We start from the raw sequence: 15872 nt of genomic DNA, 5'->3' as shown, positions 1-15872 counted from the left end.
GCTACATTAAGCTCCGCTTATTTTCCTACGAGCAATTTTCTCCTTTCACCAGCCCATGTCCAGCATTTCCAATGCAAGACAAAAACCAGTGCTCCATCGCCCCTTTATCCCCCATCTTTCAACATCAGACACGGATCTGTTTCACTTCTTCGAACGCAGTCATCAACTTATTGCGTACCTGAAGCAGCGTTTGGAAAGCAATATCTGCTTTCTGTTTCGCCATCAAAACAGCATCCATATCATCCCGCTTCCCACTTGCCAGGTCTTCAATCGCCATCTCAGCGTCCTGCTGCATGCGATTCACCTGCTCAATATTCTTCATCAGCACATCTTTGAAGCTAGGCCCTTCCGGCGCACCCGGAACCTCCGGCCCTGCTGGCTTCGCAATCTTGCCCGGCTGTATGCCGCCAAGATTTTGTGTGCTGTTAATGAGTCCTAATGGATCTGACATTTCAATGTCCTACTTGCTCTACAGCCGTTTGCGTCAAGACTTCCTCAGAATGTTTTTGACTCTCTAATCTCAAAACTGTTTGAGAATCTGTAATCACATTGTCGGCCTGCTGACCAACGAAGAAATCTTTTCGCTAAACGCTCTAAACCCAAGTGTTCACACACACTTGAGCGTATATATGTATTGTATCAATTATGCCAACAAGCGCAAGCTTGTTTGTAACATCGACTTGGTTGCCTCTGCAGCAGTAATATTTGCTTCGTAAGATCTTGCCGCTTCCAATGCATTGATTTGCTCAATCGCAGAATCAATGTTCGGCTTATAAATATATCCTTCCTCATCCGCAAACTTATTGCTTGGATCAAGGAACTTTTTAAACGGTGCATCGTCCAGCAAAATCTCTTGTACGTGTACCCCACCATCCTTACCAGTCCGCGCATCTCCCTCACCAAACACAACCATTCGCCTACGATAAGGCTCATATTCGTTCTTTGGATTCAGAATCGTGTCTTTGTTCGCTAAGTTTGCGGAAATCGTCTCCATGCGCGTCCGCTGTGCGACCAAAGCCGAAGTTGAAATATCCAAAGATCCAAACATGTCTATTTCTTGCCTTATTTAAAATCTATCACGAACAATGTTCACCGGCCTGGCTTAACTCACCTGACCTCGAATCGCCATCTTCAACATCTCGAACTGATTCTTCAGCAATTCAACCCCCGCATTGTGAGCAATCGCGTTCTCAGCCAGATCTTTCATCGTGACTTCTAAATCACGATTATTCCGATCATGAAACATGATTCCCTCATTCATCGCCTCAGGCTTCGTCTCAATACGATCTTTTCCAAATCGAATCTGATCCGTTTCCATAAGGTTCAACTCACCCCGAAGTGGATTTTTTTGCTCACGCCGATCGCCGATCGCTTTACTTAGCTCTGCCTGAAACGAATTCACACTCAAATCACGTGGCTTAAAGTACGGCGTATCCAAGTTCGCAATATTGTTTGTCAGCACACGATGACGCTCACCCGCGAACTGCACGAAGCGTTCCAAAGTTGGCAATGCACCACTATCTAACAAACCTGCGATCAAACGAAAACTCCCAAAAAATTCTAAAAAACAATCCAGCACCAATACGCAGCAAATGCCGTGCCGAACCTTAATCCCCCGCTGGCAACCCCCTAGCCCTGATTTCTAAACAAACGACTTTTAAACACGCGCAATTCCTGCCAATGTTCAGCAAAAACCGCTCGGCCCCCTAAATCGTCTGAGCCACTAAATTCAATTCCTTCCACTTCTTCAGTTTCAGCCCAAGCGTTCGCACCCCGATTCCCAACGCCTCCGCTGTTTGCTGCCGATTCCCACCAAAATGCCCCAGCGTTTTAATGATTTGCTCGCGTTCAATTTCTTCCAACGACCGCACCTCAGGTGTCAATCCACCCGTATTCCCCGCCGACGAATGTGCCATCGGCACTTCCTGAACATTTGTCATCGCTTGAGGTTGAACTGCAGCTTGTCCCACTCCCGCACCATTTACCACCGCGCCGTTATATCCACCCATCTGCGGCGGCACTCCGCCATGCCCGCCTCTTGCCTGGACGCCACCGCCATTCACATGCCCCCCATTCATCGCGTTTGGCGCCGGCGTATAAAATCCACCCACCGGCATCGACGGCGTCATCAACCACGGCTGGATCAACCCAGCATCAATCACCTGGCTACGACTCAGCACACTCGCTCGCTCACAAATATTCTGCAGTTCACGCACATTCCCCGGCCACGCATAGCTCTTCAACACACCAATCGCTTCATCATCGAAACGTTTCGACTCTTTACCCTCTCGTAGCGCAACACGATTCAGAAAATGTTCAGCTAAAAGCGGAATATCCTTCTCTCGTTCCCGCAACGGCGGCAGATAAACGGGCAACACATTCAACCTGTAATACAAGTCCTGCCGAAATTCTCCAGCCATAACACTCTGCGCCAAATCTCGGTTCGTCGTCGCCACCACACGCACATCCACATTCATCGTCAAGCTCGAACCCACACGCTCAAACTGACCCTCTTGCAACACACGCAACAGCTTCGCTTGCAATTGCGGACTGATCTCACTGATCTCATCAAGCAAGAGCGTTCCGCCATCCGACAATTCGAACCGCCCCTTCCTCAACTGATCCGCGCCTGTAAACGCGCCACGCTCATGCCCGAACAATTCCGACTCAAGCAAACTGCTCGATAGCGCCGCGCAGTTCAAACATAACATCAGTCGATTCCGCCGCGCACTATGGGCATGCAACGTCCTCGCAACAACCTCTTTACCCGTGCCACTCTCACCACAGATCAAAACCGTTCCCGATGAATTTGCGATCTGATGAATCTGCTGCGCAACCCGCCTCATCCCAGCACTCGTACCAATCATCGTCGGCGAATTTTCCAGCATCGTTGACGCCGTTTTCAACGCGGTATTCTCCTGTACCAGCTGCCGATGCTTCACCGCACGCTTCATCACCACCACCAACTGATCACCTTCAAACGGCTTCTGTATAAAATCAAACGCGCCCTCCTTCATCGCAGCCACAGCATCATTGATCTTTCCATACGCCGTCATCAAAACCACCGGCAACTGATCATCCGCTTGCTTAAGCGCCTTCAATAACGCCAACCCGTCCATCTCCGGCATCTTCAAATCCGTAATCACCGCAGCCGGACGATGCTTCGCCACCATATCCAACGCCACCTTCCCATTACTCGCCACCACAACCGTAAAACCGCCACGCTGTAACGTCGCGCCCACACTGTCACGCATCATCTGCTTATCATCGACAACCAGAATTTTATTACTCATCCCTAACTCCATCTTCCATGATGACTTCGTCAGCTCCGCCGACGCTTTGATCTTCTTCACTAAAACTCACCGAATTCAATTCCATCGGTAAGCTAATCTCAAACACCGCTCCCCCCCCTGCTTCTCCCTCATTCCTCACCACAATCGCGCCCCCATGCGCATCTACGATTCGGTGCACAATCGCCAACCCCAATCCAGTACCCGCATTTCGTGTCGTAAAAAACGGATTAAAAATACGATCCACATCCGCTTCACCAATCCCCGGCCCACTATCTTTCACCACCAACACCACCATCCGATCCTCCTCCTTCACCATCACATCTGTTCTCATAATCCGCATCTCCCCCTCAACATCCCCCATCGCATCCACCGCGTTACGAACCAAATTCAACAACACCTGCCCCATCATCCCTTCATCAACATTAATCCGTAGATCCGCACACGCCACATCATCTCGCTCAACCACAATCCCCGATTCACGAATTGCCGGTCGATGTGTCTCCATCACCCGATCAAACAAATCACAAACATAGACCTCCCGGCGTTCCAACTCTATCCCTCTTGCAAACGTCAGCACATCATTCACAATCCCATTCAAACCACGCACAGCACTCGCAATCTTTCGCGTATTATCCACCGCTAACTCACGGTTAGAAACATCACCATCATCACCCCCCAAATCCTCTTCAACCATCGACGCATACAACTGAATCGCCGCCAGCGGATTTCGAATCTCATGAGCAATCCCCGCCGCCATCTCCCCCAAAGCCGACAGCCGCTTCGATCGTTGCAACTGTGCATTTGTGCTCGCGAGTTCCTCTCGCAGCCGCAACACCTCATCTTGCAGCTTCTCATGACTCTGCTGCAGTTTATCCGTCACCTCGTTATACGCATTGATAATCTGCGCAAGCTCCGCCATCCGCGGATCGTCCTGCCCAGCAACCGCTTGCTCGCCCTGCCCGCCCACTTCAAGTTGTCCCTCTAATCCCGACATCTAAGCTCCAACATTAATCGGCATGAAACCCGAATCAATCTCATCCGCTTACATCTTCTCTAGCACCAATATCTAGCACTAGCACTCATTTATCCACGGTTATCCATATAACGAGCCGCCACCTGATTCGCAGCATAGGCGCCCGCAGCCGCACCACGATACGCGCCCATCGCAGCACCTGTATGCCGGGACTGTTGCAATTGCTGTCCAACCTCAGCCTTGGCCGCCTGCAAATTTTTCTGTGTCACATCATCCCGCTTCAAGATCTCACGCAATTGCCCCTCTACCTCATCCACCAAACTATTCACCTGCGTCTTAATCCCCTCTGTCATATTCGCCACGATCGAATCCCACCGCTCACGATAGGGCGTCAACTCTGCATTCGTCTCCATCAACGAATCAACCAGGTACTGCCGTTGTGACAACACCTTCAGCAGCTCTTCCGTCTCCCCCTTCTCAACACACTCCGCCTGCTGCACACTGAACTCACCCATCAGCTTATAGAGATCACGTTGCCTCACCAGCAGCTTCAACACCATCGGTATATCGCCAGCCGGCTTCGCGTTCACAACAGTCTTCATGCCTATGGTCATCCTGACCCTTTCCCTTGCAGTCTTCCCTGCAAGCAGCAACGATCCACGCTGCCGTATCATTTTCTACCAGTGCGAATCAAAAACGAATCCGCTCTCCCTCCTCCGATATCACCCACCAGCCTCCGCCATTTCATCAGAGGTTTCAAACAACTGCAATTCACTCTCCCATCGCAACCAATCCTCCCACAGTTTCCGTGTCATCGGCAGCCCCGGCTTCTCAAATTCTTCATCCGGAATGCGTTTCAACTGCAAATACGCGTTGTCATGCGCAATCTTCGCCTCACGAAACTGCCCCAACTCACAATAAGAATTCACAATCTGAATCAAGGCCACCATCGATGCTGGATCCTTTTCCCACCGCCTCGCAGCCTCATCGTACAACGCGATCGCTTGCCCATAATGCTGCATATCAAATGCACAATCAGCCCTGTAAAAATAACTATTTCTGAGGTACATCTTCTCCAGCGGCGACAACGATTCATAATCCCGCAACTCTAACTGACGCTTAGCCGACTGGAAAAACTCCTGCGCCTTCTGCAGCCTCCTATTACGCTCGCTGCTCAATTCTAACTGCCGCTTATGTGACAACTGCCTCGCCATCTCATCATCAATTGCTTTCACAGATTGACGATACGAATCCGCCAACCAATACCGCAGCTTTCCACCCTCACCGCGATCACCATATCGCTCCACCGCTTTCGTCAATACTTCGATCGCATTCTCTGATCGCTCTACATCTTTCGCCACCTGCTGGTAATACAACCGGCCCAGCTCAATCAGCGATTCACGATACTGCTTACTGTCCGGCGTAATCACCGGGTCATCTTCAATGACCTGCTCCAGTCCTCGCAGCGCTTTATCAATCTCGCCCTGCTTTTCAAATGTTCTCGCCAACATCACCCTCGACTCGTACGCCTCAAGCGTACGCGGATGATCCTTCACCACTAACCTGAAATCTTCACCCGCCGCATCATATTGCCCCAACGCAAACAGCGCCTTCCCATGATTTACAATCGCACGCAGCCGCCTCGGATCACTCTCACGTGTCTCCATAAACTCCGCATAGACATTCACGGATTTCTGCCACAAATTCGCTTTGTCAAAATTCTGCGCCGCTGCCCATAAACTCTCACCATGCAGCTTGTTATTCGAAATGGTCACCGCACGCGCATGCTCCAAATACCGCCCCGCCGCCTTGCCATAATGAATCACACTTTGCTGATTTCGATACCGCCACGCCTTCTCTTTCTCTGGCCGAAAATCATTCGTCAGCTTCGGATCAATCTCTTGAGCCTTCACATCATAGACTTCCGCAATCCTCTCATGCGTCATCGCAAACGACAGCAACACATCTGCCGGCACATCCTGCCCAAACAGCGGCAACATCGTCTGCAAATATTCCAACCCCTGCTCATACGCCCTGCGCTCCATCGCATAACGAATATGCGCCTGAATAATCTCTTTCAGCCGCTCTTTCCTGCGATCCACCATTCCCCCATCACCACTCTGACTCAACAACAACGCCACAGCCTGCCGGAAGTGATCCATACTCGCCGGATACTCACCCAGCCGCGCCTCGCAATCAGCCAAACCAATCAACGACTGCACATATGCATTGCTGCCAACATCCGGGAATTGCTTCGTCACGACCGTGAAATACTCACGCGCCACCGCAATACTCTGATTGTCGCCTTCCGACAACTTAATCATCCCCAGCCCAGCGTACACATCCGCATTCAACGCATCATTCGGCTTAATCAGCTGTTGAACCACTTCATAATAATGCTTCGCCTTCCCCAATTCCCCCACCAAATCATACGCCTTCGCCAACTTCACCTTCAGCCCCGCTAAGGCATCAGCCCCTGCCCCACGACCAAAACGAATAATCTTCTTATTCAAGTAATCAATCGCGCCTTCACCATCTTCAGATTCCAGCATCAACTGCGCACTAAGCTCCGCGATCCAGATCTCCTCACCCAAACGTTCGGCCTTGCCCATCCCCTCAAGCATCTCGCCATACCGCGAAATCAAGCCCAACAACTCATTAATATCCGCATCAAACCGCCGCCCATATTGATACTCCACTAGCCGCTTGTAAATCTTACGTTTCGTCCCCGCATCCACATCCCCAAGCGCCTTAAGCTCATCATAAACCCGTTCCACTTTCCCCATCGCCAATAGCGTCTCAGCCTTTCGCTGCACAGAGATCGGCCCAAGCTTCTCACCACGATCCACCGCCTCATCATACATCGTCACAACCGCGCGATTATTCTCCAACGTCTGCGTCGATTTCGCCCCACGATCATCCTCATATTTCAGATAAAGCAAATCCCCAAGCAAGTGATAATACCGCCCCTGCTGCTCGACCTTCCCGCCCTGATCCTCTGCAAAAAGCACATCTTTCACCTCATCCAACTCACGTCCCGCTTCTTCCAGATTCTTTGCCGCCAAATACTGTGCCGCCCCCTCAAGCTTCCCATCAAAATCATGGTTCGGCTTCTCCGGCCACACCGACCATATCCCCACAAAAAACAACCCCATCCCCAGCAACAACAGCGGCAACTGCCACACCTGCGACCAGTGCAACTCATTAAACGACACCACGCGCGCCGGCGCAATATCCTCTTCAACCCCCTCGATATCGCCATCAATATCTTCAGGCAATCCAGATTGTTCCTGCTCTCTTGCCACAGAACCTATCCTTCCTTCACGACCTGATTGACGTACTCACGTGTCAGTATCTCACGCATCTCATCCACGCCATGCACCTCACGCAATTCAACAATCCGTGCAAGCCGCTCAAATACCGCCTCGTCATATAAACGATGACCACCCTCCGTCCACGCCACCTCATCGATCAAACCCCACCGTGTGTAATTATGTATTGTCTGCCGCGTCAACCCTGTAAACGCAACAAGCTCACCGACCTTATACCTCTTAGGCGGGAGCTTTATGTTTGCAACCATACTCATTCTGAGCACCTCAACATTTCGGAATCCATTCCATTCCCCCGGAAGCCAATGACCACTTCCAATTTCAAACCAAAGGCAATCCATTGCCTTCAGCCCCTCACCCTCCCCCCTATCATCCCACCCCGCCAGCTTCTCCAAACAAGCCCGGTGCGTGTAACAAATCCACCGATCGCGCATGCTGAACCCTGTTTGATGTTTTACATATCGACAAAGGGCCAATAATTCCTTTAACAAAAAACCACAAACCCTGAAATTATCTGGACCTGCGCCCCCCCCGGAAGCTCTTACCCAGTAGCCTAGCTCCGGAAGCATTTAAAAGTATCCAGTCACACCGCCCCTTTCGCAGTGCATTAGGTTGGAACCATCGCAACTTCAGTAACCGGGTTTCAGCTGATTCCGAACCTAACCCCCACCCACCTCATTCACCGCCACACAATAAGATCCCAACCCCTCAACCGTGCTTATCAAGCAGCCACAGCTTGGCAAATCGCTGTACACCAACTGCAGATCAGCATCATTACACGAAGTGATTTTCCTGTACACTGATATAGCGCGTAGATCTGGACTTAGAGTATATAGATTGGCGGAGAATGCCAGGTGGAATATCACCAAACAAAATTATGAGCGATCTACTTTATGGAACTTACTACAGATGCCGCTGCAAATGGGAAAAAACAAAATATTCAAGGCGAGGGTGTTGCTGGAAAAATCGAGTCACAGGCGTATTCAAGAATTTCCCGGAAAACAGATCGCGGGTAACTAATACCAAGTATACATATGGCATAGTCATTAATAAAAATTTCAGTAGACCTAATCAAGGAACAAGGTGTAGTTGTAGCTATTCCAATCCAGATGGCGGTGAGAATTATAAACTTTCAGACTCGGATTATGACGAACTGCGAAAGGTAATTGAGGCAATTATCAGTGCTGAAGAAAGAAAAAGGTAGTACGCGCAATTTCGATCTATGTAATTATTAGCAATGCGACAAATAACCAGGAATAATGATGAGTTTCATATGAATGGAGTCTTAAAGACAATCGGCATAAAACGATTAGGCGCAACGATATGCAGTGCGCTTTTCGTAATTTCATTATTATATCTATATTCCAGATCCCCACAGACCAACCAGATCTTCGATGCATTCAATATTAAATCTTCATATAAGATTACAAAAATTCAGGATTATTACAAAATCAAACTTCTAAACGGGTATGCAGAAGTCTTTTTAGGGAATTTGGAAGGTAATGACGCATATATTTCTTTATTTGACGGTGACCAGGAAAGTTACATCAGTGAATACAATATGCGATGGGAATTAGGATCGTTTAACAACGGCCAAGAGTGCGTGTACGCATTTTACAACGATAAAGCGCTAACTCTTAGAGTGTTCTTCAGTGGAGCCGTACAGGTACAATCTGCCAAAAATCTGATAGATCATATAAATTTCAGAAATAAATTCTGAGAGAAAAAATCAAAAGCGGCAAGTCCCTCAATCATATACACCGCTGTTGACAATTGAATCACTATATTTCGGTGGTAGCCCCCACCAAAAAATCCGACCTCTCAGCCGGGCTGCTCAATCTTCAACTAATTGACAACGAAGACTCCAAGGAAATTCCCGATGTGAATTCTGAGACTACACTCCGGGGGCAGCCTTCGCTCTCCGCTGCAATTCCGCATCGATAAACCCTTGCAGGTCACCATCCATCACATTCTGTGGATTTGATTGCTCGTAGTTCGTACGGTGATCCTTCACACGGTTATCGTAGAAAACATAACTGCGGATCTGTGATCCCCAGCCCATTTCCATCTTCCCGCCTGTCGCACTATTCAGCTCAGCCTGACGCTTTTCTTCCTCAAGCAGTTCAAGCTTACCCTTCAAGATCGACATCGCACGCTTCTTGTTCTGCTCCAGCTTACGCTCAGCCGAACACACGATCATGATCCCCGTTGGCTTATGCACCAACCGGATCGCTGTCGATAACTTATTCACGTTCTGCCCGCCAGGCCCACTCGACCTCGCAAACGGCGTGATCTCCAGCTCACCATCCGGGATCTCCAACCCGCCCGTATCAGGAAATTCCGGAATCACATCCACCGCCGCAAAACTCGTCTGCCGTTTCCCCTGTGCATTAAATGGACTCACGCGCGCAAGCCTGTGCGTCCCGCGCTCTGCACTCAAATACCCATACGCCATCCCGCCCTTCACATACAACGTCACATCCTTCAACCCCGCCTCTTCGCCGGGCGTCTTATTCACTTCCGTGACATCCCAACCCATCTTTTCAAAGTAATACAAGTACATCCGCATCATCATCTCTGTCCAGTCCTGCGCCTCCGTCCCGCCTTCGCGCGAGTACAGCGACAGATAACAATTCCTGTCATCATACTTACCAGACAGCAGCAGCATCGTATCCAAACGATCCAACTCCTGATGCAGATCATCAATCATGCCGTCCACTTCATCCCGGCTATCCTGATCGTCCATCTCCTCCGCCATATCCCACAACACCACCGCATCCTCAACCTTCTGCGCAATCTCATCGAACGGCCCCAGCTTCGCCTTAATCCCCTTCAGCGTCGCAACGATCTCATTCGCCTTCTCCTGATTATCCCAGAAATCCATCGCCCCCATCTTTTCTTCGCACTCATTGAAGCGCTCTTTTTGTGCATCGTAGTTAAAGAGAGTCGCGAGTCGTTAAAATTCGCGCCTCCATATCCTTGAGCAAACCAGCAATATTTTCGTGCTTCAAGGCTCGTCTCCAAAGCGTTAGCAGTAATTCGAATCAGTTCAGACACATCTTCCAAACCCCGCACCGCCGGTGCCGGAGATCTTCTCGGGAGTGTCATCGCAATCATCATCCAGATGACCGCACCTCCGCCCCATTCAGCCCATCATTATAACATCCAACCCCAAACCCCGCTTGGAGACTTAAAAGCGACATCACCCCCCCTTTTCCCTTTCATCAGCCATTTCATCTACCCATCCGCCACCAATTTTGTATCATGAAGACTTATATTGTTCCATGAGGATTATAATATCATGCTAAAATACACGCCTTGCATTTGTATCCTGCTGCTATCAATAACCCTACTCCCCCTCCTCAGCTGCCAATCAACGCAACCCGCCTCACCCTCAACACAAATCCAAAAGCCCACCACCTACGCACCCAAGCACCAAGACCCAATCCCCCTGCTCGTCTACCACCATTTCTGCGAAACAGAAGCAGGCGTTGTCTCCGGCGCAACCCGCACCATCGCCAACTTCAAGATCGACATGCAGTACCTCAAAGAGCAAGGCTACACCGCCGTCTCATATCAAGACGTCATGAACCACTACGACCAAGGCACACCCCTCCCCCCCAAACCATACGTCATGCGTTTCGACGATGGCTACCTCTCCAACTACACCCTCGCCTTCCCCGTCATGCAACAGTACAACGCCAAAGCAACCATCTGCGTCATCGGCGTCCACGTCGGCAAATCCAAAAACGTCATCCCACGCTTCACCTGGGCCCAAGCCCGCGAAATGATCAACACCGGCCTCGTCTCCATCCAAAGCCACACCTACGACCTACACAAACCCGACCCTCAAGGCGTCACTCGATTCGAAAACGAATCAACTCAAGAATACAAATTTCGCCTCCGAAAAGACTTCCTCAAAATCAATACCCTCATCGAATATAACCTCGGCTACAAGCCTTACCTCCTCGCCTTCCCAAATCGCGTCTGCAACCCCATCGCCCAACAAGTCGCCCAAGACTGTGGCTACACCTTCACCACCGCTCGCCCAGAAACCATCCCGCAACAAACATCCAACCAAAAATACAACCTCAAACGCTACTCGATCTACAGCAACTCAAAACTCAGCGACCTGCTTAATTAAAGCAAAACATGAAAATTACTTTACAAGCGAATCGCTCTCTCACCACCTCGCCGTAACCGATTTGAATTCAAACTGAATCAGAAATAAAACGGATACATAGCAATGTCCAACCACCATCCAATCCTTAACACGATTTGCCTACTTCTCTCCATACTCCTAATCACCGCATGCACGCAGCAACCACCAGCTATGACCACAAAACAAGCATCAACCCAAGCCTCTCCCCCATCACACTCTTCTCTCACGACAAAAGAAAAACCACAAATCTTCGAGTTCACATACCACCACTTCAAAGAAAACGAAAACGTCAAAGCCTCAGCCGTAACACGTGACATACACAAATTCGAAGCCGACCTGCAATACCTCAAGGCTCAAGGCTACAACAACGTCACACACAAACAAATCATAGATCACTTCGACAAAGGCGCACCGCTCCCCGAAAAACCATACGCCATCCGCTTCGACGACGGCTACCTCTCCAACTACACACTCGCCTTCCCAATCATCAAAAAATACAACGCCAAAGTCGCCATCTGCATCATTGGCGTCAGCGTCGGTGTCCACGAAAACATCACCCCACACTTCTCGTGGCAACAAGCTCGCGAAATGGTCGACTCAGGCCTCATCTCCATCCAAAACCACTCATACGACCTTCACAAAATCGATGGCTCAGGCGTCGGCCAATTTGAAGGTGAATCTCTCGAAGATTACAAAACCCGCCTTCGCACAGACTTCACCAAACTCAACGACCTCATCTACCAAAACGTAGGCAACAAACCCTACCTCTTCGCATACCCCAATGGCGTCGTCAACGACACCGCCGAACAAATCGCCCGAGAATGTGGCTTCACCTTCACCACCGCCCGCCCCAACATCCTCTCCACAGAGCGTGACTACGACAAATACAACCTCACCCGCCTCGACTTCTTCAGCTACACAAAAGTCGACGAACTCATCAAAACCGCTCAATAACCCAATCCCCCCTCAGCATCACCCACTAACAAAGCTCGACGCCGCCGTCGAGCTTTGTCTATTTCTAAAGGTATCAAGACCATGACTGCCAGCTATGGGGTGTATATAACCGCCAAAACCAAAATTTCATCCAAAGCAACTGTAATACCCACGATCATGACACCTGACTTCATCTCGATAAACTTAGCAGCGTTCCCCTCCTCCCCATTTTCACATTTATCCTTTACAGCATCGTGATTTATCAACTCACAAAAACCAACCAACATCCCTCAACCCAACAAAATATTCTTGTGGATATCTTGCAGCCAAATATTCAGATTCTGTTTGTATTTAGTATTTCCGAAAATATTCGAATGGACTCAATACCGTTTGTGAAATCTTAAAAATGGTTTTCGTACAGCTATCGTTATATAAGAGTTAATTATCTTATTATTGCCAATTGTTGCATAAATGAAAAACATTACACTTGCCGCAGGATGTTTTATCCCACACACAATATTTAGGAATTTTGGATCATGCTTCTATTCTTCCGCAATCGTTATCAAAAAGCGTTTACGCTGATTGAATTACTTGTTGTTATTTCTATTATTGCTTTATTAATTGGTATTCTCTTGCCAGCTCTAGGGGCAGCCAGAAAAACAGCTCTTTCTGCTGTTTGCCTTAGCAATGTACGTCAAATCTCACTGGCTTCCGCAGTTTACTCTGAAGATTACAAACAGTTTTTTATCCCTGTCTGCGCATTCCCTTGGCGAGTCAGCGGCAGCACAGACACACCGCATCGCCTTTGGCCCGGAATTTTGGCGAAGCACGGTACCCTTTCTGCTCCCAAGTTCTTCGACTGCCCCAGCTTTGATTCTGACAACAGTGAATTCTTAGAAATTCAAGACATGAAAAACGACCTCGACGGGCGATGGAAAACCACCGACTATGGCTACAACTATATGAACATCGGCACCCGCGCCCGCGCACTTGGTTTGGAACACAAAAGCTCAATCGGTGAATACTACGGCTCAGACTTCTGGACCTCCGGCAACCGCGGCAAAGAACCCATCACAAATCGCCTGGGCATGGTTCGAAATCCATCAGCTACTTTAACATTTGGCGATTCCTATAGCCCAAACAAATGCATTAAAGGCATCGATCAAGGACAATGCACCATACGTGACGAATGGCTAAACGGCCGGCAAAGCCGTGAACGCTGGCTACTCCACCCAAGGCATAATGGTTCAAGTGTAAACGTCGCTTTTGCTGACGCACACGCAGAAGCCGTATCAGGCCCAGTCCGCCTCGCAACCGACGGCATCCCCGCGAACCTAAACGATTCAATCTACGCCGAAGACGGTGTTGGCGACTGGTACATCCATTGGTTTGAAGCCAAACAAGCCGGATCAAAATCTGTTAAAGATTCCTTATGGGATATTCAATAGCAGCGAAAAACACACCCATTAAAAAAGCTCAGCCTCACAGCCGAGCTTTTATTATTTATTTTTCTATATAAGACTATGACCTTCCGGAGCTGGCCATGGCGTGTTGGCATGAACACTGTAAAAAACATTACACCGCCGCACCTGCAACCACCGCGATCGCATCACAAAGCTTGCCAACATTCTTTTCACTAATGCCAGCCACGTTAATGCGACCCGAACCCACGATGTAAATCGAGTGTTCCTTCTTAAGCACATCAACCTGCTCTTTGGTCAAGCCCGAGAAGCTAAACATCCCGCACTGATCAACAATAAACTGGTTGCCCGCATCACTCAGCTTCACGCCGCGCTGATTAAGCTCATCAACAAACAACTGACGCATCTTGGCAATACGCTCACGCATCTCAGCAAGTTCGTCATGCCACTGCTTCGTCAAAGCATCATCAGCCAAGACCGTCGCAACTGCCGCACCACCATGAGCAGGCGGGTTCGAGTAAATACGTCTAATCAACGTCTTCACCTGGCTCTGCGCTTTCTTCACAGCTTCAGCATCTTCCGCCACAACGGTAAACGCGCCAACACGTTCGTTGTACAAACCAAAGTTCTTGCTGAAGCTTGAACACACTAAAAGTTCTTTATTCTTCGCAGCAACCGCACGAAGACCCGCTGCGTCTTCTTCAAGACCGACACCAAAACCTTGGTAAGCAAAGTCAACCAAAGGCAATCCCCCACGCTCAGCTACAACGCTGGCAATCTTCTCCCACTGCTCGACAGTCGGATCAACACCCGTCGGGTTATGGCAACAGCCGTGAAGCAAAACGACTTCACCTTTACCAACACTTTTCAATCCCTCAATCATGCCTTGAAAGTCTAGCCCGTTCGAAGCCTTATCAAAGTATGGATACTTCTTCACTTCAAGACCGACCGCGCCAAACACGGCCGCATGGTTCGCCCAACTCGGGTCGCTCAACCAAATCGACTTCACGCCCAGCACGTTTTTAATAAACTCACCCGCAACACGCAGCGCCCCAGTACCGCCCGGCGTGTGACTCGTGGCCGCACGAGCAGATGCAACTATCTCACTATTAGAACCAAACAACAACTCACGTACCGCCTGCCCATAAGCCGGATTGCCGTCAATCGGCAGGTACCCCTTGGTGGTTTCCGTGTCGACAAGCTTTGCTTCCGCTGACTTGATGCACTTCAAAACCGGGGTCGCGCCCGCTTCATCCTTATACACACCCACGCCAAGATTGATCTTGTCCGCATTGGTGTCAGCCTTAAAAGCTTCGGATAAACCAAGAATCGGGTCCGCTGGAGCCATTTCGATTGACTTAAACATGTTCTTAAATCCTTATGCAGCGATGCTTGCTGCTAATCTTACGCAGCCGATGAACCATCATCGGGCTTGTTGTCCAATTAAATCCTCACACACACTGATACCACCAATCCGCTCTCAACCGCCAAAGCGTATCAGGTAAAAACCTTTGAATCAAAGGCGTGAACGCCGATTTCGACGTTTTTAGTATTAATTTTTTTAATTTTATAACTTTACAACATTAGAAGAATAACCAACTAACCACTCCTGTTTCGCCTCATCACCCCTCAGCCCACAGTAACCGACATTTTGCCCCACAGCCCTGCTTCGTAACGCATTTCATCGACATACAGAACCAACCCAATGAGATATCAGAAAACCTAATACATCGCTCAGCGTGCTTCAATCCGCGATCTGGA

At 49.4% G+C, this 15872-nt stretch carries 13 protein-coding genes and 1 pseudogene; 4 read left to right on the top strand and 10 right to left on the bottom strand.

What is annotated here, in order from left to right; translation table 11 throughout:
- Positions 1 to 124 precede the first annotated feature (124 nt).
- From fliE to KS4_RS05675, 8 genes are all read right to left on the bottom strand, one after another.
- Positions 125 to 451 (bottom strand): flagellar hook-basal body complex protein FliE, encoded by a 327-nt coding sequence (gene fliE, locus KS4_RS05710; protein WP_145075849.1) that lies wholly within the window; start codon positions 449 to 451, stop codon positions 125 to 127.
- A gap of 192 nt (positions 452 to 643) precedes the next feature.
- Positions 644 to 1048 (bottom strand): flagellar basal body rod protein FlgC, encoded by a 405-nt coding sequence (gene flgC / locus KS4_RS05705; protein WP_145075846.1) that lies wholly within the window; start codon positions 1046 to 1048, stop codon positions 644 to 646.
- 54 nt (positions 1049 to 1102) lie between these two features.
- A complete protein-coding gene (gene flgB / locus KS4_RS05700; protein ID WP_200761613.1) occupies positions 1103 to 1540 on the bottom strand; it encodes a flagellar basal body rod protein FlgB in 438 nt (145 codons plus the stop codon).
- Between the two features lie 166 nt (positions 1541 to 1706).
- Positions 1707 to 3353 (bottom strand): sigma-54-dependent transcriptional regulator, encoded by a 1647-nt coding sequence (locus KS4_RS05695; protein WP_145075840.1) that lies wholly within the window; start codon positions 3351 to 3353, stop codon positions 1707 to 1709.
- A complete protein-coding gene (locus KS4_RS05690; RefSeq protein ID WP_145075837.1) occupies positions 3286 to 4287 on the bottom strand; it encodes a sensor histidine kinase in 1002 nt (333 codons plus the stop codon). Before KS4_RS05690 ends, KS4_RS05695 begins: the two co-directional genes overlap by 68 nt.
- 89 nt (positions 4288 to 4376) lie before the next feature.
- Positions 4377 to 4868 carry a flagellar protein FliT gene (locus tag KS4_RS05685; protein ID WP_200761612.1) on the bottom strand — a complete coding sequence of 164 codons (492 nt, stop codon included), beginning with the start codon at positions 4866 to 4868 and terminating at the stop codon, positions 4377 to 4379.
- A 120-nt stretch (positions 4869 to 4988) separates the two neighbouring features.
- A complete protein-coding gene (locus KS4_RS05680) occupies positions 4989 to 7571 on the bottom strand; it encodes a tetratricopeptide repeat protein (protein WP_145075831.1) in 2583 nt (860 codons plus the stop codon).
- A 5-nt stretch (positions 7572 to 7576) separates the two neighbouring features.
- The gene (locus KS4_RS05675) at positions 7577 to 8029 is read right to left on the bottom strand and encodes a helix-turn-helix domain-containing protein (protein WP_200761611.1); all 453 of its coding nucleotides are present in this window, start codon (positions 8027 to 8029) and stop codon (positions 7577 to 7579) included.
- Positions 8030 to 8488: 459 nt separating this feature from the next.
- Between KS4_RS05675 and KS4_RS18010 the strand changes: the two genes are divergently transcribed.
- Entirely contained in the window at positions 8489 to 8611 is a 123-nt protein-coding gene (locus KS4_RS18010; protein ID WP_261341884.1) for a hypothetical protein, read from the top strand.
- An 878-nt stretch (positions 8612 to 9489) separates the two neighbouring features.
- Here KS4_RS18010 and prfB read toward each other — a convergent pair.
- A pseudogene (prfB, locus tag KS4_RS05670) lies at positions 9490 to 10533 on the bottom strand (peptide chain release factor 2); the annotation flags it as partial.
- Between the two features lie 363 nt (positions 10534 to 10896).
- On the opposite strand from prfB, the gene KS4_RS05665 reads away from it, so the two are divergent.
- From KS4_RS05665 to KS4_RS05655, 3 genes are all read left to right on the top strand, one after another.
- A complete protein-coding gene (locus KS4_RS05665) occupies positions 10897 to 11739 on the top strand; it encodes a polysaccharide deacetylase family protein (RefSeq protein ID WP_145075822.1) in 843 nt (280 codons plus the stop codon).
- 102 nt (positions 11740 to 11841) lie between these two features.
- Entirely contained in the window at positions 11842 to 12711 is an 870-nt protein-coding gene (locus tag KS4_RS05660) for a polysaccharide deacetylase family protein (RefSeq protein WP_145075819.1), read from the top strand.
- Positions 12712 to 13226: 515 nt separating this feature from the next.
- Positions 13227 to 14138: a type II secretion system protein gene (locus tag KS4_RS05655; protein WP_145075816.1), complete on the top strand. Its 912-nt coding sequence runs from the start codon at positions 13227 to 13229 to the stop codon at positions 14136 to 14138.
- 127 nt (positions 14139 to 14265) lie between these two features.
- On the opposite strand, the gene KS4_RS05650 is transcribed toward KS4_RS05655, so the two are convergent.
- Positions 14266 to 15477: an amino acid aminotransferase gene (locus tag KS4_RS05650; protein WP_145075813.1), complete on the bottom strand. Its 1212-nt coding sequence runs from the start codon at positions 15475 to 15477 to the stop codon at positions 14266 to 14268.
- Between the last annotated feature and the right edge of the window lie 395 nt (positions 15478 to 15872).

The organism is Poriferisphaera corsica, from assembly GCF_007747445.1.
Taxonomy (GTDB): Bacteria; Planctomycetota; Phycisphaerae; order Phycisphaerales; family Phycisphaeraceae; genus Poriferisphaera; species Poriferisphaera corsica.
This window is presented reverse-complemented; position numbering and strand designations above follow the sequence as displayed.